Origin of the sequence: Planococcus maritimus, from assembly GCF_001687625.2 — a bacterium.
Taxonomy (GTDB): Bacteria; Bacillota; Bacilli; order Bacillales_A; family Planococcaceae; genus Planococcus; species Planococcus maritimus.
In genome coordinates this window covers 3,197,047-3,218,718 of the sequence record NZ_CP016538.2, presented here as the reverse complement: position 1 = coordinate 3,218,718, position 21,672 = coordinate 3,197,047, and the positions used below count along the sequence as shown (strand labels likewise).

At 47.6% G+C, this 21,672-nt stretch carries 20 protein-coding genes and 1 riboswitch; of the genes, 18 read left to right on the top strand and 2 right to left on the bottom strand.

The window, feature by feature from the left end; all coding sequences use genetic code 11:
• Positions 1-4: 4 nt before the first annotated feature.
• The 3 genes from BBI11_RS15915 (at position 5) to BBI11_RS15905 (ending at position 3,358) form a co-directional block, all read left to right on the top strand.
• A complete protein-coding gene (locus BBI11_RS15915) occupies positions 5-847 on the top strand; it encodes a carbohydrate ABC transporter permease (RefSeq protein WP_068459393.1) in 843 nt (280 codons plus the stop codon).
• Positions 848-922: 75 nt separating this feature from the next.
• Positions 923-1,954, top strand: a complete 1,032-nt coding sequence (locus BBI11_RS15910) for a LacI family DNA-binding transcriptional regulator (RefSeq protein WP_068459390.1) — start codon at positions 923-925, stop codon at positions 1,952-1,954.
• A gap of 54 nt (positions 1,955-2,008) precedes the next feature.
• A complete protein-coding gene (locus BBI11_RS15905) occupies positions 2,009-3,358 on the top strand; it encodes a GH1 family beta-glucosidase (RefSeq protein ID WP_068459389.1) in 1,350 nt (449 codons plus the stop codon).
• A 127-nt stretch (positions 3,359-3,485) separates the two neighbouring features.
• On the opposite strand, the gene BBI11_RS15900 is transcribed toward BBI11_RS15905, so the two are convergent.
• Positions 3,486-3,857, bottom strand: coding sequence for a VOC family protein (locus BBI11_RS15900; protein ID WP_068459387.1), 372 nt, complete (start codon positions 3,855-3,857; stop codon positions 3,486-3,488).
• 199 nt (positions 3,858-4,056) lie between these two features.
• On the opposite strand from BBI11_RS15900, the gene BBI11_RS15895 reads away from it, so the two are divergent.
• Both BBI11_RS15895 and BBI11_RS15890 read left to right on the top strand, forming a co-directional pair.
• Positions 4,057-4,539: a nucleoside deaminase gene (locus tag BBI11_RS15895; RefSeq protein WP_068459385.1), complete on the top strand. Its 483-nt coding sequence runs from the start codon at positions 4,057-4,059 to the stop codon at positions 4,537-4,539.
• A gap of 136 nt (positions 4,540-4,675) precedes the next feature.
• Complete coding sequence (locus tag BBI11_RS15890) at positions 4,676-5,734, top strand: Gfo/Idh/MocA family protein (protein ID WP_068459383.1); 1,059 nt, start codon at positions 4,676-4,678, stop codon at positions 5,732-5,734.
• Between the two features lie 298 nt (positions 5,735-6,032).
• Here BBI11_RS15890 and solA read toward each other — a convergent pair whose 3' ends face one another.
• Positions 6,033-7,172, bottom strand: a complete 1,140-nt coding sequence (solA, locus tag BBI11_RS15885; protein WP_068459381.1) for an N-methyl-L-tryptophan oxidase — start codon at positions 7,170-7,172, stop codon at positions 6,033-6,035.
• A 203-nt stretch (positions 7,173-7,375) separates the two neighbouring features.
• Positions 7,376-7,481, top strand: a riboswitch (SAM riboswitch).
• A gap of 125 nt (positions 7,482-7,606) precedes the next feature.
• On the opposite strand from solA, the gene BBI11_RS15880 reads away from it, so the two are divergent.
• The 13 genes from BBI11_RS15880 to BBI11_RS15820 all read left to right on the top strand — a co-directional run bounded on the left by BBI11_RS15880 (position 7,607) and on the right by BBI11_RS15820 (position 21,661).
• Positions 7,607-8,419, top strand: coding sequence for a transporter substrate-binding domain-containing protein (locus BBI11_RS15880; protein ID WP_068459379.1), 813 nt, complete (start codon positions 7,607-7,609; stop codon positions 8,417-8,419).
• Between the two features lie 21 nt (positions 8,420-8,440).
• Positions 8,441-9,160 carry an amino acid ABC transporter permease gene (locus tag BBI11_RS15875; protein ID WP_068459376.1) on the top strand — a complete coding sequence of 240 codons (720 nt, stop codon included), beginning with the start codon at positions 8,441-8,443 and terminating at the stop codon, positions 9,158-9,160.
• Complete coding sequence (locus BBI11_RS15870; RefSeq protein WP_068459375.1) at positions 9,160-9,897, top strand: amino acid ABC transporter ATP-binding protein; 738 nt, start codon at positions 9,160-9,162, stop codon at positions 9,895-9,897. Before BBI11_RS15875 ends, BBI11_RS15870 begins: the two co-directional genes overlap by 1 nt.
• Positions 9,898-9,939: 42 nt before the next feature.
• Positions 9,940-10,893: a homocysteine S-methyltransferase gene (mmuM, locus tag BBI11_RS15865; RefSeq protein WP_068459373.1), complete on the top strand. Its 954-nt coding sequence runs from the start codon at positions 9,940-9,942 to the stop codon at positions 10,891-10,893.
• Between the two features lie 143 nt (positions 10,894-11,036).
• On the top strand, positions 11,037-11,819 hold the full coding sequence (locus BBI11_RS15860) for an alpha/beta hydrolase (protein ID WP_068459371.1): 783 nt from the start codon (positions 11,037-11,039) through the stop codon (positions 11,817-11,819).
• Between the two features lie 392 nt (positions 11,820-12,211).
• Positions 12,212-13,315 carry a GGDEF domain-containing protein gene (locus BBI11_RS15855; protein ID WP_237150296.1) on the top strand — a complete coding sequence of 368 codons (1,104 nt, stop codon included), beginning with the start codon at positions 12,212-12,214 and terminating at the stop codon, positions 13,313-13,315.
• A 173-nt stretch (positions 13,316-13,488) separates the two neighbouring features.
• On the top strand, positions 13,489-15,738 hold the full coding sequence (katG, locus tag BBI11_RS15850; protein WP_068459369.1) for a catalase/peroxidase HPI: 2,250 nt from the start codon (positions 13,489-13,491) through the stop codon (positions 15,736-15,738).
• 227 nt (positions 15,739-15,965) lie between these two features.
• Complete coding sequence (locus BBI11_RS15845) at positions 15,966-16,613, top strand: hypothetical protein (RefSeq protein ID WP_208597163.1); 648 nt, start codon at positions 15,966-15,968, stop codon at positions 16,611-16,613.
• A 288-nt stretch (positions 16,614-16,901) separates the two neighbouring features.
• Positions 16,902-17,468, top strand: a complete 567-nt coding sequence (locus tag BBI11_RS15840) for a DUF4256 domain-containing protein (RefSeq protein WP_068459365.1) — start codon at positions 16,902-16,904, stop codon at positions 17,466-17,468.
• An 83-nt stretch (positions 17,469-17,551) separates the two neighbouring features.
• Positions 17,552-18,037, top strand: coding sequence for an LURP-one-related/scramblase family protein (locus BBI11_RS15835; protein WP_068459364.1), 486 nt, complete (start codon positions 17,552-17,554; stop codon positions 18,035-18,037).
• Positions 18,038-18,225: 188 nt separating this feature from the next.
• Positions 18,226-19,854, top strand: coding sequence for an ABC transporter substrate-binding protein (locus tag BBI11_RS15830; protein ID WP_068459362.1), 1,629 nt, complete (start codon positions 18,226-18,228; stop codon positions 19,852-19,854).
• Between the two features lie 20 nt (positions 19,855-19,874).
• Entirely contained in the window at positions 19,875-20,954 is a 1,080-nt protein-coding gene (locus BBI11_RS15825; protein ID WP_068459360.1) for a M42 family metallopeptidase, read from the top strand.
• 161 nt (positions 20,955-21,115) lie between these two features.
• Complete coding sequence (locus tag BBI11_RS15820; RefSeq protein ID WP_068459358.1) at positions 21,116-21,661, top strand: hypothetical protein; 546 nt, start codon at positions 21,116-21,118, stop codon at positions 21,659-21,661.
• Positions 21,662-21,672 lie beyond the last annotated feature (11 nt).

Genomic DNA, 21,672 nt, shown 5'->3' with positions numbered 1-21,672 from the left:
ACGGATGAACGAAACTGCAAGCAAACGAAAATTTTCCATGAATAAGTTGTTCGTCTATATGTTCTTGTCCCTTGCTTCCTTGCTATCCTTGTTCCCGTTTTATTGGATGTTCGTGATGGCTACTCAAACCAGTTCCGCGTATAACTCGATTCCCCCGACAATCGCTCCAGGGAATCTACTGGTGGAAAACTTCCAGAAAGTATTGAACCAAATTGATTTCTTCGGTGCGTTGTGGACATCTTTTGTTCTGTGTTCCATCGTCACATTGGTCGTATTATTTATTAGCTCGTTGGCAGGGTTCGCTTTCGCCAAGTTCTACTTTCCGGCTAAAAACGTCCTGTTCATCACGATCTTGCTGACGATGATCATCCCGCCGCAGCTTGGGTTAATCCCTCAGTATTTCCTGATTGCGAATGCGGGCTTGTTAGATACCTTGGCAGGTGTCATGATTTTGTTCTTTTTGAATCCACTAGGTATTTTCCTGATGAGGCAATATATCGGGGACTCGGTACCGGACGAGTTGATCGAAGCGGCAAAGTTGGATGGCTGTTCGAACTTCAAGATCTACCGGAGCATCGTCTTGCCAATCATCTTACCGGCCTTTGCGACGCTTGGAATCATTGTATTTACCGCGGTATGGGGTGAGTTTTTATGGCAGTTCACGATTCTCAGAGACCCTGATAACTACACAATCCAAGTTGCGTTAGCGTCACTTCGCAACACGGTCAATGTCGATTTCGGGATGATCTTATCCGGCGTCTTTTGGGCGACGATGCCATTAATCATTATTTTCCTCCTGTTCAACCGCTTGTTTATCTCAAGCATTGCAGAAGGTTCAGTAAAATAAACGCTTCATTGTAACCATTGGCTCACTATCTTCGTTACAATAACCTTAAATTAAAGACAGTAAAGAGGGGTACGTATGAGCCTAACCATAAAAGATATCGCAAAAATGGCCGGTGTCTCGCCGGCCACTGTGTCCAAAACGATCAATAATTACCATGGCATTAACGAAGGCACGAAGAAAAAAATATTAGACGTCATCAAGGAGACAGGTTACCAGCCGAATTTTTCAGCGAAATCCTTGGCGACAAAAAAGTCCAATTTGATTGGCTTGATCTATGCCGGAAAAGTGAATGTCGAATTTACCCATCCTTTTTTCAACGAAGTCGTGACGGCGTTCAAAAAGAATATAGGGTTGCTGGGCTACGACATTCTCATGTTTTCCAACGAAAATTTCTCCCAGGACAATGGCAGCTATTTGGCCCGCTGCAAACATTTCCACGTGGATGGTTGTTTGATCATCACGGGAGAGGAAATTGAAGATTCAATCCATGACTTGGTCAATAGCGAAATCCCTTGCATGGGCATCGACTTAGTCCTGGATGGGCCGCATTCGAGCTATGTCATGACCGATAATATTAATCTAGCGGCTAAAGTCATCCAGCATCTGTACTTGAATTCGGTGAGAACAATCGGCTTTATCGGAGGCCAACCGAATTCGGAAGTCACCAAGCTGCGAGGCCGGGGCTATCTGCAAGCGATGAACCAATTCGGTCTTGAAATAAAAGAAGAATGGATGCAATACGGGGATTACCACGAAGACAGCGGCTATGCTGCGATGAAAAAAATCCTGGCGGCTCCTGAACGGCCAGAAGCGGTTTTTGCCGCATCTGACTTGATGGCATTCGGTGCATTGAGGGCGATTAAAGAAGCAGGACTTCAAGTGCCCAGTGATATCCGATTGGTCGGCTGTGATGATATTGATGCTTGTCGATACAGTGCGCCGCTCTTGTCGACGGTTCGGCAAGATAAAGAACGGTTGGGGAAACTAGCCGCTTATATGCTTAATGATTTAATTAACGATAAATCGAAATTGAAACCAGTGTTTATCGATTCCGAACTGATTGTGCGGGAATCTTGCGGTAATGCAATTCAAAAATCAAAAGCGTGAACTTGAAAGAAGAGTGAGTGGAGCCGCATCATGCGGCAATTGGAGGTAGTAGGAATGGCGATTATGGAATTTCCGAAAGACATGAAATGGGGAGCGGCGACGGCCGCTTATCAAATAGAAGGCGCTGCATTTGAAGACGGGAAAGGGCTATCGATTTGGGATACGTTCTCACACACACCCGGAAACGTATTGAACGGAGACAATGGGGATGTCGCAGCTGACAGCTACCATCGCTACGAGGAAGACATCAAGCTTATGAAGGAACTGGGCATCGACACGTACCGCTTCTCGGTGTCTTGGCCGAGAATCTTCCCTTCAGGCACCGGCGAAGTGAATGAAAAAGGTTTGAAATTCTATCACGACTTTGTCGACGCTTTGCTTGCGAACAACATTGAGCCGATGTGTACGCTATACCATTGGGACTTGCCGCAAGCCTTGCAAGATGAAGGCGGATGGGCCAATCGTAAAACTGTGGACGCTTTTGCGGATTATGCTGAGTTGATGTTCAAGGAATTCGATGGCAAGATCAATAACTGGGTGACGATTAACGAGCCTTGGTGCGTATCGTTCTTGTCCAATTTCATCGGCATCCATGCCCCGGGTAACCAGGATCTGCAACTGGCCACAAACATTTCCCATCACCTATTACTCGCTCACGGGAAAGCAGTGAGTCGGTTCAGAGACTTGGAGATCAAAGGCGGCATTGGCTATGCACCGAACGTCGAATGGCTCGAGCCTTTCAGTAATAAGCAAGAAGACATCGATGCTTGCAACCGCAGCATGGGCTTCTTGATGGAATGGTTTTTCGACCCGGTCTTCAAAGGAAGCTATCCGGCCTTCATGGTCGAGTGGTTCGAGAAAAAAGGCGCCACGCTTCAAATTGAAGAAGGTGATATGGAAATCATCAATCAACCAATCGATTTCGTAGGGATCAATTACTATACCGGCAGTGTTGGAAGGTATAAAAAAGACGCGGATCTATTCGACTTGGAGCGTGTGGATATCGGTTTCGAGAAAACGGATTTCGGCTGGGCTATCTTCCCTGAAGGCTTCTACCGCGTATTGGCAAAGATCAAAGACCAATACGGCGCCATTCCGATTTACATAACGGAAAATGGGGCTTGCTATAATGACGAGCCGGAAAACGGGCGTGTGCGCGACCAAAGAAGAATCGAATACTTGAAGCAGCATTTGACTTCCTTGAAGAGAAGCATGGATTACGGCGTCAATATCAAAGGCTACCTGACATGGTCGCTCATGGATAATTTCGAATGGGCAGAAGGCTACGACAAGCGCTTCGGCATCATCCACGTCGATTTCAACACATTGGAACGAACGAAAAAAGATAGCTATTATTGGTATAAACAAACGATCAGCAACGGCTGGTTCGATATGAATTACTGATTCCAAGCCCCTTACGGAGAAGCCGTAAGGAGCTTGTTGCTTCAAAAAATATATCTTTATAAAGTAATTGGAGTAAACATAAAAAGAAGCGTTCACACGAGTAGGCTGGTGTGAACGCTTCTTTATGTTACAGGTGCTGGTCGAACAAAATCGGGTTGCCATCCGGGTCTTCGAGCGTAAAGCTCGCGGGGCCTGAACCCGTTGCATCTGCTTCGCTTATGAACGAGACACCTTTGGATTTTAGGTTTTGTTGCAGCTCCCGAATGTCGATAAATGTACCGAGTTCCTGTGCCTGTTCATCCCAGCCTGGATTAAATGTCAGGATGTTTTTGTCGAACATCCCTTGAAACAAGCCGATGGAGGTGGTGCCGTTTTTCATAATCAGCCAGTTCTGCTCGATGTCGCCCCCATAAACGGTAAAGCCGATATTTTCGTAAAAGTCTTTTGAGGCTTGGATGTCCTTGACGTTCAAGCTAATGGAAAAAGCGCCTAATTGCATATAAATCCCTCCGTTTCGTGTGAAGTACTTAACAATTCGTCCTCTTTAGCCTTTATACCATTCAAGAAACAAAATCTGAATTCCTGCATTTGCACGGGGGAGATAAGATAGGGAAATTGAGTTTTCAGCAATTGAGCGTGAAAATGATAGAAACAGGTTATATGTATTGGATAGAGAAAAGAATGGAGGAGTGGTATAGGTGATCAATGAGACCGATCTACAGCATTTAAAGCGCTGTGTAAAACTTGCCGAACAGGCGTTTGAGAAAGGGGACGAGCCCTTTGGTTCCATCCTCGTGTCGGGACAAGGAGAGGTGCTGTTTGAAGACCATAACCATGTGGCATCAGGCGACCATACGCAGCATCCAGAATTCGCAATTGCGCGCTGGGCTGCTGAACATCTAGCCCCGGAAGAACGGACACATGCAACTGTCTATACGTCCGGCGAGCATTGTCCTATGTGCGCAGCGGCGCATGGCTGGGTTGGCCTCGGCCGCATCGTTTACGCGAGTTCCTCGAAGCAATTGGGCGAGTGGATGAAAGAACTTGGAGCCGCGCCTTCGCCTGTGCGCAATTTATCGATCGGGGACATACTTGTAGAGGCGCGCGTAGACGGGCCGGTGCCAGAACTTGCCGAACAGGTACATGCGCTCCACCGGCGTCTTCACGAAAAGAAGCACTGAGCTAAAAAGACTGCGGAACATTTTCTTTCGTGGTTTTTTTGCTTTATTTTCTACCAACAGCAGCTATTGTGCTTGAGTCGAATTCGAGTATGTTGGGAGCGCATCGCAATCTATGAGAGACAAAAGGGGGGATCGCATGGGCATCAAGGTAGGCATCATCGGTTGCGGGGCCATTACGAAAATGCGCCACGCACCGGAATATACAGCCAATCCATACGTGGATGAAATCGTCTTTTACGACCGCAACCTCCATCGTTCCGAAGCGATGGTGGAATTGTTCGGCGGCAGGAATGTCGAGAATGTCGAAGACTTATTCAACGATCCGGATATTATCGCCATCAGCGATTGTTCGTCGAATGAAAACCATCGTTTATTTTCCACGCAGGCACTATTGAGCGGCAAGCACGTGCTGTGCGAAAAACCGATTTCCTTGACGGTCGAACATGCCAAAGAGATTTTGGCAGCACAGAAAAAATCCGGCAAGAAACTGATGGTCGACCACAATCAGCGGTTCACACCTGCACACCAGAAAGCACGGGACATCCTGGCAGGAGGGGAGCTCGGGAAAATCTTGACCTTCCGTACAGCTTTTGGCCATTCGGGCCCTGAATCTTGGGGCATCAATAAAACAAACTCGACGTGGTTCTTTAAAAAAGAGCGTTCAGGTTTTGGTGTCGGCGGCGACCTCGGCATCCACAAAATCGATTTACTGCATTACTTGCTCGATGATGAAATCATTCAAGTGAGCGCCTTCCAGGGAGCTTTGCACAAAACGGATGAAAACGGTGAGCCGATTGAAGTATGCGACAATCTTGTCTGCAGCTTGGCGACCGAAAAAGGGCGCCTCGGGAACGCCGCCTTCTCCTGGACCTATTACGGGGAAGAGGACAATAGCACCGTTGTTTATTGCGAGAAAGGCATCATGAAAATCTACCACGACGACGAGTATCAGCTGGAACTCATCATGGAATCCGGCGAGAAAGTGAACTACCAGCTGGAAGCGATCCAAACGAATGACAACCAGACTCCGAGCGGCGTCATTGATGCGTTCGTCGATTCGATACGCTTGGACCAAGAGCCAATCGTTACGGGAGAAGATGCCTTGAAATCACTGAAAGTCATTTTGGGCATCATGGAAGCAGCCGAAACCAAGCAAGTGGTCACTATCGAAAAAGAGTCTCTCCTTTATCAATAGGGAGAGACTCTTTAGAGTGTTGAAAAAACCTACAAATTGCTACAAATAAAAAAGGCTCTCCTTTTATACATTCAAAAATCAATCAAAAATCAATGTGTTAGTTGAGTATTTGGAGAAGCGTTTGCTCGACTCCTGTGGGACTAGCGGGTTTGAGAGACCCCGCAGGAACGCAGTGACGAGGAGGCTCGATTCCCGCCCCACGGAAAGCGAGCGATAAGCTTCGGAAAATACGTCTTCTTAACTTTCTCGACAATCAAAAGGGTCTCTCCTTCATCATTAAGGAGAGACTCTTTTTAGCTCATAGTTTGAAACGGTTGAGTGAGAAGGGGCCGATGTCGAATTCGGTGTGGCCGTCTGTGGCCAATTGGCTCAACACTTCGCCCATGACGCTGCCGAATTTAAAGCCGTGGCCGGTAAAGCCGCAGGCGAAAATGACGCGCTCGTTGTCCGGATGGCGGTCGATGATGAAGTTATGGTCGTCCGAGACAGTGTATAAACAAGTTTTGCCTTGTTTCAACTCTCCGCTCGCTTCCGGCATATACAGGTCCAAGAATCTTCTTAAGTCGCCTTCATCCAATTCGTATTGCCCGAAGTTCTGGGTTTGTTCGTCCGGGTCGATTGGCTGCCCGCCGTCCGACCGTCCGACTTTTACGCCAGCGCCGTCGATGCTCGGGAAGCCGTAGAACATCATCTCGGGACCTTCCACAAAAAACCCCGGAAATTGATCGGCATCGTACATCTCCGGTGCTTCAAACCAGCCGACCGCTTTGCGCGTCGGTTGGATCGGCAATTGCAGGTCCGGCAACAGTTTCTTCGCCCAAGCCCCAGCTGTAACGATCACTTTTTCAGCATAGAAAACACCGTGCGCGGTAGAAATTTTCACGTGATCCCCTTCCTGTATATCGATGTGCTGGACGGGTGTATTCGGCACATAGTGAACGCCGTTTTCAAGCGCCAGTTTTTTGTAAGCACGGATGGCATTTTCGCTGTACAACACGCCTGCCTGTTCCTCAAAGCAGCCGATGAAATGCTCGGGCACAGTGAAGCCAGGCCACCTTTCCTGGATGGCGCCGCTGCTCAATATTTCGAGCGGCAAGCCGTAGCTATTGGCGGCTGCGATGCTTTCGAGCAGAAAAGAGGAGTCTTGCGGGCCGAGTCCGATGACCCCGGTCTTGTCGAACACCTTGTAGCCGGTCTGCTTCTCCAAGTCTTCCCATAATTGCTGCGCGCGCAACACTAACCTAACGTAATGCCTGCCTTCCCCGTAGGCATGGCGGATCAATCGTGTGTCTCCGTGATGGCTGCCGTTCGCATGGGGTGGGTCGAATGCATCGATCACCAATGTCTTCTTGCCTTGCTGTGCCAAAAAGGCGCCGGCGGCCATGCCCATCGTGCCGGCACCGACAATGGCGACATCAAAAACAGTTTCTTCGCTCATCTTGTGTTCACTCCGCTCTTGTATTGGATACATGCCGCCCCGAAGCCCGGCAGCAATGGAATATTAAATCGATGGTATGCAATCCGGCAGGCTTTGTCAATTTCCTCCTGAATTTTTATGCGGAATTTTGATTTATTTTCAAAAAGAGTTTGACAGCAAGGGCTATCTCAAATACTATCGTTAATATGTTAAAAAAATTAAATAACTTATCCAGAGAGACTGAGGGACAGGCCCTATGACGTCCAGCAACCATCATGTTCATGAGAGGTGCTAATTCCTGCAGGATGTATTCATTCTGAGAGATAAGAAATTGGTCAAAGCCTCTTTCCTATTGAAAGAGGCTTTTTTGCATCCAAAAACGGGAAGGGCGCTTGAAAAAGGCCAGGAAGTCTACTGAAACCATAAAAAATCGCATTCAAAAAGGAGCTTGAACCATGAAAAGAAATGCTTACGTAATCGCAACCGCCTGCTTAGTGGGGCTTGCCGGGGCACTAGCCGGCTGTTCGTCGGGAGAGACAGCAAACGCTGACGGAGACCAAGTGATACGCGTTGGGACACAAAATGACTATCCGCCTTTCGCTTTCGCGGATGACGCCAACCAATTGACGGGCTACGACGTGGACATGATGAAAGCCGTCGATGAACAATTGGACGGCTACACGTTCGAATATGTCGCTGTGCCGTGGGACAGCATGTTCCTCGCACTCGAGTCGAATAAAATCCAGGCCATCGCCGACCAAGTGGCGAAAACGCCGGAACGCCAAGAAAAGTATTTGTTCACCGATGAATCGTATTTCGCAGCGGAAACGGTCATTGCAGTAAAAGAAGGCCGCGAAGACATCCAAACGATTGAAGATTTGGAAGGCAAAGCGGTCGGGGCGTTGGCGGGCGATTCTTACACCTTATTGCTGGAGGAATATAACGAAACCGCCGCCGAGCCGATTGAATTGAAATACAGCGAAAGCGGTAACCCGTCGGAAATTCTGCAGGATGTGCAGAACGGCCGTGTCGACGCATACGTCAACGACCCGATCATGATGAACGCGGTACTGGAAAAAAATGAACTCGGCGTGGAGATTGTCGGCCAATCCTTAGTCAATGACGACATGGGAATCGTCTTGAAAGACGAAGAAAAAGGCCAGGAATTGAAGGCCTTGATTGACCCGATCTTGAAACAGCTGAAAGAAGACGGCACCTTGTCCGAACTGTCCGAGAAATGGACCGGCGGCGACTACATCCCTGAATAAGCTAGCGGAAGGACAGAGACAATGGAAAACTTACTGGATGTGAATTTCTTAATCGAGAGCTTTCCCGCCATCCTCTCCAGGCTGCCGGTTACGATCGGCATCGCAGTCGGCTCGCTGCTATTGAGTTTACTCATCGGCGTGGCTGCGGCATTGATCAAAATCTACAAAGTGCCTGTGCTGAGCGTCATCACGTCGATCTATATCTCCTTTATCCGAGGGACGCCTTTATTGGTTCAGATTTACCTGGTGTTTTACGGGATTCCGAAAATCATTTATTTTCTTCAGAGCGAATACGGCTGGCTTCAGTCGGCGGATGTCAATAGCATTGCCCCGGAATTCTATGCGCTGATGGCCTTTTCCATCAATTTGGGCGCGTATCTATCCGAGACGATCCGTTCGGCAATCGAATCGGTCGACCGCGGGCAGTTCGAAGCCGCCAAAGCGATTGGCATGACGCCTGTTCAGATGATGCTGAAGATCGTCTTTCCGCAAGCTCTGACGGTAGCGATCCCGAACCTTGGCAATATGTTCATCAGCACCATCAAAGACACTTCGCTCGTGTTCATCATCGGCGTCATCGATATCATGGGGCAGGCAAAAATCCTCGGCTCCCGGGGTTTGGCGTTCTTTGAAGTGTATATCGCCGTCTCGATCGTCTATTGGATCTTGTGCATTGCCGTCGAGCGCTTATTGGTGAAGATCGAGAAGCGTGCACGCAGATATGAAAGAGGGATTGCTTGATGATTAAATTAGAGAACTTGCATAAATATTACGACCGCCAGCATGTGTTGAAAGGCATCGATTTAACCGTCGAAAAAGGCGAAGTGGTGGCGGTCCTCGGGCCAAGCGGTTCTGGGAAGTCGACGCTGTTGCGCTGCATCAATTTTCTGGAAGATCCGACGAGCGGCATCGTGGAAATCGGTGGAAAGCGGGTGGATGCGGCGGCCGCTAAGAAAAAAGAAGTCTTCGCGCTCAGAACAGCAACAGGGATGGTGTTCCAGCAATACAACCTGTTCAAGAATCTGACCGTGCTACAAAATGTCTCCGTCGGTTTGACGAGCGTTAAGCGGATGAAAAAAAACACGGCTGACAAGAAAAGCATCGAGATGCTGGAACAAGTCGGCTTGTCGAATAAACTGAGCCATTACCCCGCCCAATTATCCGGCGGCCAGCAACAGCGCGTCGGCATCGCCCGGGCGCTCGCTTTGGATCCTGAAGTGCTGTTATTCGACGAACCAACGTCTTCCTTGGACCCCGAACTGGTCGATGAAGTATTGGCCACCATCCGCCGCGTCGCGGACACCGGAAAAACGATGTTCATCGTGACCCATGAATTGAGTTTTGCGCGGGAAATTTCGGACCGCGTCATCTTTATGGAAGACGGCGTCATCATCGAGCAAGGAACGGCTGAGCAAATCTTCACCGAGCCCGCCGTCGAAAGAACGAGACAATTTTTAGGAAAAGCCGTCCAAGGCTGAGGGAATAAAGTGAAACGACTGAGAGCGGAAGGATGGTTTGGGATGAACCCGATTGAACAGGTATTGAACGAGTTCCCGGTCCTGATCGTGGACGGGGCCATGGCGACAGAGCTTGAAAACTATGGATGCAATTTGAATGATTCCTTATGGTCAGCGAAAATATTGATGGAAAAACCGGAGTTAATCAAGCAAGTGCATGCGGATTATTTCCAGGCGGGGGCGGACTGTGCCATTACAGCCAGTTACCAGGCGACCATTGAAGGCTACCGGGAAAGAGGGCTGACAGAATCACAAGCGATCGCGTTGATCGCGAAGTCCGTCCAATTGGCGACGCAAGCGCGCGATGAGTTTTGGGACGATGCGGCGAATCGAACGGACAGGCCGAAGCCTTTAGTGGCGGCATCTGTCGGCCCGTATGGCGCGTTTTTATCGGACGGTTCCGAATACCGCGGCGGCTATGCAATCGGCGAAGAGCAATTGGCCACATTTCATAGAGAGCGCATCCGGGTGCTGGTGGAAGCAGGGGCGGATATTTTGGCCTGTGAAACTTTGCCTTGCCTAGTGGAAGCGAAAGCGATCGTGAGCGTGCTGGAAGAATTTCCGCAAGTGTCAGCCTGGTTCACATTCAGCGCGAAAGATGAGTTCCATATCAGCGACGGGAAGCTGATTGCGGATTGTGCGAAATGGCTCGAGGAACAACCGCAAGTGGCGGCGATCGGCATTAATTGCACAGCGCCGCAGTTTATCGAATCCTTGATCCAGGAAGTGAAAAGCACGTCTTCGAAACCGGTCATCGTCTATCCAAATTCCGGCGCCACTTACGACCCGGTAAGCAAAACCTGGAGCGAAGAACCATCGGCCAGTGCGTTTTCAGCCAATTCGAAAGCCTGGTATCAAGCGGGTGCTGACATTATCGGCGGCTGTTGCAGCACGACGCCCGCTGATATTGCAGCGATCGCGTCGTGGGCGCGCCAAGGGAAGGCTTCGGAAGTTTAAAGCATCGCCTGCTCGTCTGGTTTTTAAAACCTAGTTGACAAGTAGGTTTTAAATATAGTCTAATATGAATAAGCTTTTTGACTCGTTGCACTGAAGGCTGAAACTAATTGGCTTTATTTTGAAATTACTGGAGGAGGGCTTGCATGAACGAACAATATCCTGTCATAGAAGGGGCGGAAGCTTTCTTTCTGAAAGGCCATAGCATCGGCATCTTATTGTGCCATGGTTTTCTTGGCACGCCGCAAAGCGTCAGAGAGTTAGGCGAAGCGCTCGGAAAACAAGGCTATACGGTTTCCTGTCCACGGTTGCCGGGCCATGGTACTCATTACAAGGATCTGGAACAGTTTTCTTATGACGACTGGTTCGGGACTGTCGAGCGGGCCTATACCGAACTCAGAAAATCGTGCGCAAAGGTCTTTGTCGTCGGGCAATCAATGGGGGGCACTTTAAGTTTGGATCTGGCCAGTCGCCATCCTGAAATTGAAGGGATCGCGTTGATCAATCCGGCGATCGATATTCCCCAGTTTGAAACTTTCCGCCATCAGCCGGCCCACACTTACGTCACAGAAGATGCGCCCGATATCAAAAAAGTGGACGCGGTGGAAATCACTTATGAGCAGGCGCCGGTCAAAGCGTATCAGCAATTGCTCGGCTATCTGGATGCTGTCCGCGCAAAACTTGGCGAAGTTCGCTGCCCGGTCTTGTGTTTCAAGTCACTTGAAGACCATGTCGTGCCGCCTTCTAACACCGATTACCTTCTCGGCAAGATCAGTTCAGAACAGGCGGGCAAGCATGAACTGCATAACTCCTACCATATTGCGTCAATGGACTACGAGTTGGATGTCATCGTTGCCAAGTCCTTAGAATGGATCGAACGGGTGACCGTCGCCCCAGCTGATGCTGCAAAGAATTCATTATATGCATAAAAAGGCATCTTCCTGTTTACGAAAACAGAGAAGATGCCTTTTTCGGTTTTCAGTGGAGACCACGGTTTCCTGATGAGTTTTCATCCTCGCAAACTTCTACCTAACAAAGGTAGAAATATCTACCTAACAAAAGTAGAAATATCCACCTAACAAAGGTAGAACTTTGCGAATATGAGTGTGGACTTGAAAATGAGAGTAGAGAAAATGAAATATCTAACAAATTTACATACAAAAGAAACTAAAAAATCGATTTTGAAGTAAAATAAGTGTAAGGGTTGAGAAAGACCTGCAAACCACACGCTTCAGTTTTATAGTCAGAAACAATGATAGGACGCGAAGCCTGTGATCGTAAAATAGAAAAGAGCCATTTGCCGCTGAGGGGAGAATACGCATTGCTATTGTTATTTGAAGATTTGTTTATCAATTTGTCTGTGCTCATTGCATTGATTTTCATTTATTTGCAATTGAGGAACAGAATCGGCCTGGAGACTATGCCTGCTAAAAAGGCGATCGCGATTGATGGGTTTGCCGGTGGCCTCTTAGGACTGTTGCTAATGTATTTTTCCATTCAAGTAGGTACCGAAACGATTGTCGATTTACGCTTTATCCCGGTCATGCTCTTGCTGATTTTCCTAGGGCCGCCACAAGCGATGCTCAGTGCGGTGCTCATTATCCTGGGACGCTTTTTGCTCGGGGTCAATACCTCTGCACTGGCTGCAACGATTTTAATGGTTATTTTAATCATCGGCTTTCTGGCGATCCGGAAATTTTTTAGCAGCCGTCAGCAGCGTGCAACTCCCTATCAAATGGGATTTGTGATGATTATTTTCTCCAATATTGTCTTCAGCATCATCATCACCGTGCTTATACAGGATCCCGTAATATTGAGGGACTTACTGCCGTCTTATTGGCTGGTCTCAATTGTTGGCGGCATCACCGCAATTTTTTTCGTGGAATACATTCGGAAAACCCAATACCTGTTAATGAAATACGAACAAGAGTCGACTACTGACTTCCTGACAGGCTTGAACAACGTCCGTCAATTTGATGCAATTTGGAATGAACTGATTCGGAGTGCCGTTGAGAAAGATGAAAAATTATCGTTGCTGATCGTTGATATCGACCATTTCAAAACGGTCAACGATACTTATGGGCATCCGGTGGGAGACAAAATTCTAATTGAGCTCGGCAAAGTGTTGAAAAGCGCCAGCCGCTCAGTAGATATCGTTTCAAGAAATGGCGGAGAGGAATTCTCCGTTATTCTTCCAGACTGTCCGCATGAAAAAGCAATTGTTATTGCAGAAAACATCAGGAAGGCAGTCGAAAACCATAAATTCAGAGTATCTCCAAGCCATTCCATCTCCATTACCATCTCAATCGGCGTTGCCACCTACCCAGAAACTGTGGCTGATACCGCTCATATTGTTGAAAAAGCAGATGAGTATTTGTATAGAGCGAAGCGAACAGGCCGAAACAAAGTCTGTGCCAGTTATTGAAAAAGCGCGAGTTGCAGAGGGCTGCAAAAAAAGTATCGTGTTTTTTACCATATTGCTGTTCAGTTCGGTTCTAGTTTAGTATAATTCTAATGTAAGAATGATTATACGTAGTTGATTGCTTTAAACCACGTGAGCATTAACTAGCAATACATTCATTAGGAGGTTTTTAACAGATGGATAACAACGACCAAAAGCGCCACACTGCAGCATCAGATGCACAATGCCCATTCACGGGAGCAGGAAGCGGCCAACCGACGAGCCAAACAGGTGGACATCAGGATAGCGCCATCACGACTTCGAATAAACCAGGCAAAACACAAAATAAAGACTGGTGGCCGAATATGTTGAATATCAACATTTTGCACCAGCATGATACGAAAACAAACCCTCTAGGGGACGAATTTGACTACCAAACGGAATTCGAGAAATTGGATTACGATGCATTAAAACAAGATCTTCGTGACTTGATGACCGACAGCCAGGATTGGTGGCCAGCGGATTACGGCCATTACGGCGGATTGTTCATCCGTATGTCTTGGCACGCTGCGGGTACTTACCGCACAATGGACGGCCGCGGAGGCGGTTCTACAGGCAACCAACGTTTCGCGCCGCTTAACAGCTGGCCGGATAACGTCAACTTGGACAAAGCGCGCCGTTTGCTTTGGCCGATCAAGAAAAAATACGGAAACAAAATTTCATGGGCTGACTTGCTTGTCCTAACAGGCAACGTGGCACTTGAATCCATGGGCTTCAAAACCTTCGGATTCGGCGCAGGCCGTGAAGATATTTGGGCGCCTGAAGAAGACGTCTACTGGGGTAATGAAAAAGAGTGGTTGACGGATAACCGTTATTCAGGCGACCGCGAATTGGAAAACCCGTTGGCAGCCGTTGAAATGGGCTTGATCTATGTAAATCCAGAAGGACCAAACGGCAAACCGGATCCACTTGCAAGTGCAAGAGATATCCGTGAAACCTTCTCCCGTATGGGGATGAACGACGAAGAAACGGTTGCCTTGATCGCAGGCGGCCACACATTCGGTAAAGCACACGGCGCTGGAGATCCTTCCAACGTAGGTGACGATCCGGAAGCGGCAGTCATGGAAAACATGGGCATTGGCTGGAAGAGCACACACGGCTCTGGAAAAGGCCGCGACACGATTTCAAGTGGTATCGAAGGGGCATGGACGGCTAATCCGACTCAATGGGATAACGGCTATTACGAGCAATTGCTAGGCTATGAGTGGGAATTGACAAAATCTCCTGCCGGCGCTTACCAATGGACAGCAGTAGATCTATCCGAAGGCCAGATGGCACCAGATGCAGAAGATTCTTCGATCAAAGTGAAAACAATGATGACAACTGCTGATATGGCGCTTCGCGTAGATCCAGAATACGAAAAAATCTCTCGCCGTTATTATGAAAACATGGACGAGTTCCAAGATGCGTTTGCGCGTGCCTGGTTCAAACTTCTTCACCGCGATATGGGCCCGAAAGTCCGCTACTGGGGACCAGAAGTTCCAGAAGAAGAGTTAATTTGGCAAGATCCAACACCAGCAGCGCCAGCAACGTTGAAAGACAAAGAACTCGATGAACTGAAAGCGAAAATCCTCGAGAGCGGTATTAACCCGCAGCAGCTTGTCAAAACAGCGTGGGCTTCTGCCAGCACATACCGCGGTTCAGACAAACGCGGCGGTGCCAACGGAGCGCGTATCCGCTTTGCACCTCAGCGCAGCTGGGATGCTAACGAGCCGCAAGAATTGGAAAAAGTGCTCAGCTTCTATGAGGAATTGAAAGCAGAAACAGGCGATAAAGTGAGCATCGCTGACTTGATCGTCCTTGGCGGTAACGCAGCGATCGAACAAGCAGTGAAAGCAGCTGGCTTCGATATCGAAGTTCCATTCGCACAAGGCCGCGGAGACGCTCTTGAAGAGCAGACGGATGCTGAAAGCTTCAAAGTTCTTGAGCCACTATCTGACGGTTTCAGAAACTTCCACAAGAAAGAATACGCAACGAGCCCGGAAGAAATGTTGTTGGATAAAGCACAATTGCTTGGCCTGACAGCTCCGGAAATGACTGCTCTTGTCGGCGGCATGCGCGCACTTGGCGCAAACCACGAAGGTTCTACAGCAGGCGTCTTGACTGATAACGTTGGCGTCTTGACCAACGACTTCTTCACGAAGCTATTGGATATGGACATCGAATGGTCACCGGTAGAGTTCAACAAATACGAAGGCAAAAACCTTGCAACAGGCGAATCAGCCGGCACTGCAACGCGTATCGACCTAGTATTTGGCTCGAACTCCATCTTGCGTGCAATTGCTGAAGTATATGCTCAAGACGACAACAAAGAAAGATTCGTCCGCGACTTCATCAAAGCATGGAACAAAGTCATGAATGCCGATCGTTTCGATTTGCAGAACTAAATCAATGGATAAACTGGTCAGCTTCGTGCTGGCCAGTTTTTTTATGCAGGAATTTCGCTTCCCGAAAAAGATTTCAGAAAAATGTAATTTCTTGTTGGGTTTAATGGTAAACTGGAAATAAGAGCAATCACCTTAGAATAAATTTTTCGCGCAGCTTATCCGACGATGCCACGGGTTTTTATTTGAAAAACAGTAGGGAGAGGATTGCATTGCCGAAAAGAAAAAGTGTGTACCAAAAGAGTTTGAGCATAGGGGTGCTCAGTTCCGCTTTGCTCATGGCAGGATGTGGAACTGGAGATCCCATTGCTGAAAATCCGGCAACTAGTGAAAAAGCCGATATAGCAACAACTGCTTCGGATGGCTCCGGTGAAACAGAAGAATCGGAAGACGACGCAGAAATGGAAGAAACGGAAGAAGTTCAGGAGGAGGAAGAAGAAGCAGAAGCCGAGACTGCTGCCACTGGCGAAGATGAGCAAGCGGTGCCTGCAGATCAAATGGGCATTACGATGCCGCTACGACTCGGAACGCCTCTAGCGGATTTAATTGAGCATTATGGACAACCGACTTACGATGATTTCTTTCTTGGAAGCCGACTTGTCGTATTTAACAAAGAGGACGGTTATTTCTTGGATGACCAGAATGTGGCGAAAGGATTTTATATCGGGAATCCGGATATCTCTGTTTTCGATACCCGCATTGGCATGACATTTGGAGAAATTGATGAAATTCTGGGAGCAAAAGGCGAAGTAGGATACGACGAATCGGAAACTCAGTATTATTTGAATATCCATTACGTCGAAAACTATAAAATTACGTATTCTGCTGAAACAGAAGATGGCCCGGTCGTAGAAATCGTTGTTATTAGAAGTAAATAAAGCCGTCTTACGGGCTGTCGTTATAGTATGTAAAAGTTAATGAAATCATCAAGTGGGTTTAGCTGAGGCTAAGCCCACTTTTTTATAGAGAGCAGCCTGAAACTTGCGACAGTCCCTGTGAAAGCTGATTTTATACCGAGAACTCATCAAAAAACGCTTTTTGAATTCATTAAAATGGGCGAGAGTCGATAAGCAGGAGAAAGCGTGCAAAGTGTCAAAAGTAAAGAGAGGGCGAACGCTAGGCAGAACGGAGTTTCAAGAATATAAGTTTATGAAGGAGGAGTTTAGATGGGTGCGCACGGACAAGGCTTTACGGAGCAACAAAGCGAAGAATTGCTCGGGATTTTGAAACAACGCTTTGAACAAAATGAACAGCGCCACGAGAAAATGGGCTGGGACAATATTCTCTTGAAGCTGAACGAAAACCCAGAGAAGTTAGCGGTTTTGCATCGCATGGAAGAAACCGGCGGGGAGCCCGATGTGGTTGGCTATGAAGTGGAAACCGGGATGTTCTTGTTTTGTGATTGTTCAAAAGAAAGCCCTACAGGACGCAGAAGCCTATGCTACGACCGAGCAGCGCTGGAATCGCGTAAAAAGAACAAACCAGAAAGTTCGGCAGTCGATATGGCCGTTGAACTCGGCATCGAATTATTGACAGAAGATCAATACCGCACTCTCCAGACTTTGGAAGAGTTTGACTTAAAGACCTCGAGTTGGTTAGAGACACCCGAGGAAATTCGAGAACGCGGAGGAGCGATTTTCGGCGACTGCCGATACGGACAAGTTTTTGTTTATCACAATGGAGCCGATTCTTATTATGCTGCAAGAGGATTCAGGGGAATAGTAAAAGTATAAGCAGTGAACGATGTTTCACGTGGAACTACATGTGATTTCGACATTTTTACTGGTTAAGAAGGTAAAACAGAAAGGGAGTCAGGATGAAACAATTATTCATTAAGCAAAAAATATTTAGCTTGAGCGAAAAATTCACGGTTAAAGACGAACAGGAAAGGGATCAATATTTTATAGAAGGCAGCTTTTTCAAAATTCCCAAAACCTTTTCAATCTTAGATACTGAAAATCAGGAAATCGGAATGATCACGAAAAAGACGTTCAGTTTTCTGCCAACATTTTTTGTGGAAGTGGATGGTCGGGAATCGGTCATGATTAAAAAAGAATTTACTTTTTTTAAGCCTCGCTACGCCATTGAAGCAGAAGGCATCGATGTACAAGGGAATTGGTGGGAGATGAGTTTTGATATTCTTCGGCACGGAACGGTCATCGGTTCGGTCAGCAAGCAATGGCTCAGTTGGGGAGACACCTACCAAGTGGATATTTTAGATGAAACAATGGAACATCTGATCATTTCGCTGGTCGTGGCGATTGATTGTGTGAAGGCGGATCAATCTTCTTCGAGAGAATAATAAAAAACTTAATCATGTACTCAAGAGTTCGACACCTGCGTAAATAGTGGGTGTTTTTTTAATATTTGTTAAAATATCTGAAAAATTAGATTTGAAAATTTATTCCACTAACTTTATACTTGGAATTATCTTGCTCCTCTAACGCTTTATTGTATTAGAGAAAGAGAGTGGAATGGAGGCGGAAATCAATGGAGAAGAAAGTGCGTAACTTGTTCTATTTTTTTATCGCGTTCGGCATCGCATTGCTGGCCGGATGTTCAGGTGACGAGACAAAAAGTAGTTCCGGTGCTGTATCGGAAGATGAAAAAAGCGGAGGGACTTTAGTATATGGACGCGGCGCCGATTCGGTCAGTTTGGATCCAATCAATGTAACGGACGGTGAATCGATTCGGGTCACGCACAATATTTATGAAACATTATTGGAGTACGACCACAATTTGGAACTTCAGCCGAAACTGGCGACGGATTATAGCTCAAGCGAAGATGGTCTGACCTGGACGTTCCAGCTGCGTGAAGGTGTCAAGTTCCACGATGGCACCGATTTTAACGCAGAAGCTGTGGTCTTTAATTTCGAACGCTGGATGGATCCGGAAAACCCATACCATGAAGGGGATTTTCCTTATTATCCATTTCTGTACGGTGGATTTAAAGGAGACGACAACCACTTGATTGAATCGGTGACAGCTACAAGTGAGCATGAACTAGAAATCGTCTTGAAGCGAAAAACTGCGCCGTTCCTCAGCTATTTGGCGATTTCCATGTTTGGGATCGCAAGCCCTGCAGCGATTGAACAATACGGGACTGACATCGGCGAGAATCCGGTCGGGACGGGGCCATTCAAGTTCGAAGAATGGAACCGCAATAACACCATCACGCTTTCCAAAAACGAAGAGTATTGGATGGACGGCAAACCCTACCTCGATCAAGTCATCTATCAGGTCGTCCCGGAGAACTCTGCACGCTTGAATGCCTTGCAGACAGGGGAAATCGATATTGTGGATGGAATGAACGCAAGCGATACGACGATTGTGGAAGACACTGAAGGCATCGAGCTGCTAAAACGCCCGAGCTTCAATATCGGGTATATGGCATTCAATATGGAAAAAGAACCGTTCGACGATCCATTAGTGCGCAAGGCCATCAATATGGCGATTGATAAAGAAGAAATCGTTGATGCATTTTATAACGGATTGGCAGATCCCGCGACAAGCCCGCTGCCACCGTCTCTTTGGAGCCATGACGACTCGCTTGAGAAATACGACTACAACGTAGAGGAAGCGAAAAAGCTATTGGCGGAAGCGGGATTGGAAGACGGGTTTACGACGGAGCTGCATACGATGAGCAATCCGCGTCCTTATTTGCCGGAGCCAATGAAAATTGCGGAAGCGATTCAGTCGGATTTGGCTGAAATCGGCATTACCGCGGAAATCGTGTCGTCTGAATGGGCAACTTATTTAGAAGATACGAAGAATGGCAAGCACAGCATGGCCATGTACGGCTGGACTGGTGTCATGGCGGACCCGGACAATTTCCTTTATCCGAATCTCAGTAAAACGAACGCCGAAGTGCCTGCGCAAAACATTGCGTTTTACAAGAGCGATGAATTCACGTCTTTGATCACAGAAGCGCGTGAAACGATTGACCAGGACAAGCGTACAGAACTGTACCAGCAAGCCCAGCAATTGTTCCAGGAAGACGCACCATGGACAATGCTTGCGTATACGACACCGCCATTAGCGCAAAGCGATTTTGTGGAAGACTACAATCCACATCCGATGAGCAACGATTTAATGACGGATGTCTATCTATCAAATTAAGTAATTGGAGTTGAGCCGCAGTGTATGAAGTATTGAAGGAATTATGTGGATTAGTGGGGCCAAGTGGCTTTGAACAAGATGTACAGCGCTATATTAAAGGCAAAATAGAAGACAAGGTGGCGTCTTGCGAGGTGGACCCGCTCGGCAACATCATCGCGACGATTCCAGCGACCGATCCTTCCTTGCCGTCGATCCTGCTCGCCGCGCATTCAGATGAAATCGGCTTTATCGTCAAAAAGGTTGAAGCGAACGGCACGCTGCGCTTTGAGCAGCTCGGAGGATTCGACAACCGCACCTTGCTGGCCCAGCCGGTGACGATTAAAGGCGATCGCGGCTATATTCATGGCGTCATCGGGACACTTGCTGTCCATTACGTGAAATGGGATGATCCGAAGAGGATTGCCTCACACCGCGAGCTTTATATCGATATCGGGGCAGCTTCGCCTGAAGAAGTCGCGCAAATGGGCGTCAGGGTCGGCCAGCCAATCAGTTATGGCAGCGAATTAAAGCTCATTGGCGATGCCAAGCAAAACCGCGTTGTTGGAAAAGCCTTAGATGACCGGGCAGGTTGTGCGGTGTTGATGGAGTTAATCGACCAATTCCATCAAAAAGAAAATTTGGTGCATGGCGATGTTCATTTCGTATTTACCGTCCAGGAAGAAGTCGGACTCCGAGGTGCATCTGTGTTGAGTGCGAACCTGCAGCCAGATTTTGCCTTAGCGATCGATACGACGCCGACAAGCGACACGAATGATGTGTTAATGACGGGCACCCGTAAACTCGGTGCAGGGCCGTGCATCAAGCTAACGGACAAATCCTTGATCTCACATCCATTGGTGACGGGCCTATTGGAAAAAGTGGCTACCGAGCAAGCGATTCCGTATCAGCATGAAATTTTTATGGGTATTGGAACGGACGCTGGAGCAATTCATATGACGCATAAAGGCGTTTCGTCCGGTGTCGTCTCGATTCCTTCACGCTATACGCATACACCGATTGAAATCGTGGACCTTGAGGATTTGGCGCACACTGTCGAATTAGTGAAACACTTCATTTTATCGGCCACTGAATTAAACGGGAAGACCTTCCTGGATACTTAAAAAAGTTATGAACGCCTTTCAATTTGCGAACCTTCGGGTAAGCACGTTGAAAGGCATTTTTTTAGAAAAAAATTTAGGGTTTCAAGTGAATTCCCTTATATGACAGAAAATTGAAACTTGTGTCCGGCTTTTTCGTACTAAGGGTAAAGGAGGCGGACGGTATGAAGGAAGGGGAAAGGAAACTGAAATTTGCGCTCGCTGTGCTCTTGGCTTTAGTTATCTTAAGCGGGTGCCTGGCAGCAAAAGCGGATGACCCGAAAATGGCGGCGATCGAGCGGGTATTGGAGCAGCAATTCAACGGGCCTGATGAGGAATTCTTAAAGGCGATGTGGAATCCGGCCAACAAACAAATCGTGGACGGAGTTGAAGTGAATGAGGCCTTTGAACAACAAGTGAATGAAAAATACGGAGAATATTTCACGGATCAGGAATTGGATCAATTCATGAAAGTTTTCGGTACCTATTTCCCGGGGCTGGCTGATATTTATGGCTATGAGCTGCGCTTAGAAAAAGTGGACATCGAATTGAGTGAAACGACAGCGAACCGCTATACGTTCACAGCAGGGGTGGCGTTTCAAAAAGCAGGGGGAAAAGAGCAGCACGCTGAAGTGAAAGGCGTCGTCCTATTTTCGTCCGTCCAGAAAGGCAAAATCGGCAAGTTTATTTATACAGACGACGAAGGCTTATCAGAACGGTTAAAACAATAACGATTGAGAGG

Coding starts and splice junctions, on each gene's coding strand:
- BBI11_RS15905 (WP_068459389.1), top strand. CDS start 2,009: ATGGCGATTATGGAATTTCCGAAAGACATGAAATGGGGAGCGGCGACG.
- katG (WP_068459369.1), top strand. CDS start 13,489: ATGGATAACAACGACCAAAAGCGCCACACTGCAGCATCAGATGCACAA.
- BBI11_RS15875 (WP_068459376.1), top strand. CDS start 8,441: ATGGAAAACTTACTGGATGTGAATTTCTTAATCGAGAGCTTTCCCGCC.
- BBI11_RS15860 (WP_068459371.1), top strand. CDS start 11,037: ATGAACGAACAATATCCTGTCATAGAAGGGGCGGAAGCTTTCTTTCTG.
- BBI11_RS15830 (WP_068459362.1), top strand. CDS start 18,226: ATGGAGAAGAAAGTGCGTAACTTGTTCTATTTTTTTATCGCGTTCGGC.
- BBI11_RS15880 (WP_068459379.1), top strand. CDS start 7,607: ATGAAAAGAAATGCTTACGTAATCGCAACCGCCTGCTTAGTGGGGCTT.
- BBI11_RS15900 (WP_068459387.1), bottom strand. CDS start 3,857: ATGCAATTAGGCGCTTTTTCCATTAGCTTGAACGTCAAGGACATCCAA.
- BBI11_RS15820 (WP_068459358.1), top strand. CDS start 21,116: ATGAAGGAAGGGGAAAGGAAACTGAAATTTGCGCTCGCTGTGCTCTTG.
- BBI11_RS15890 (WP_068459383.1), top strand. CDS start 4,676: ATGGGCATCAAGGTAGGCATCATCGGTTGCGGGGCCATTACGAAAATG.
- BBI11_RS15870 (WP_068459375.1), top strand. CDS start 9,160: ATGATTAAATTAGAGAACTTGCATAAATATTACGACCGCCAGCATGTG.
- solA (WP_068459381.1), bottom strand. CDS start 7,172: ATGAGCGAAGAAACTGTTTTTGATGTCGCCATTGTCGGTGCCGGCACG.
- BBI11_RS15915 (WP_068459393.1), top strand. CDS start 5: ATGAACGAAACTGCAAGCAAACGAAAATTTTCCATGAATAAGTTGTTC.
- BBI11_RS15840 (WP_068459365.1), top strand. CDS start 16,902: ATGGGTGCGCACGGACAAGGCTTTACGGAGCAACAAAGCGAAGAATTG.
- BBI11_RS15835 (WP_068459364.1), top strand. CDS start 17,552: ATGAAACAATTATTCATTAAGCAAAAAATATTTAGCTTGAGCGAAAAA.
- mmuM (WP_068459373.1), top strand. CDS start 9,940: ATGAACCCGATTGAACAGGTATTGAACGAGTTCCCGGTCCTGATCGTG.
- BBI11_RS15910 (WP_068459390.1), top strand. CDS start 923: ATGAGCCTAACCATAAAAGATATCGCAAAAATGGCCGGTGTCTCGCCG.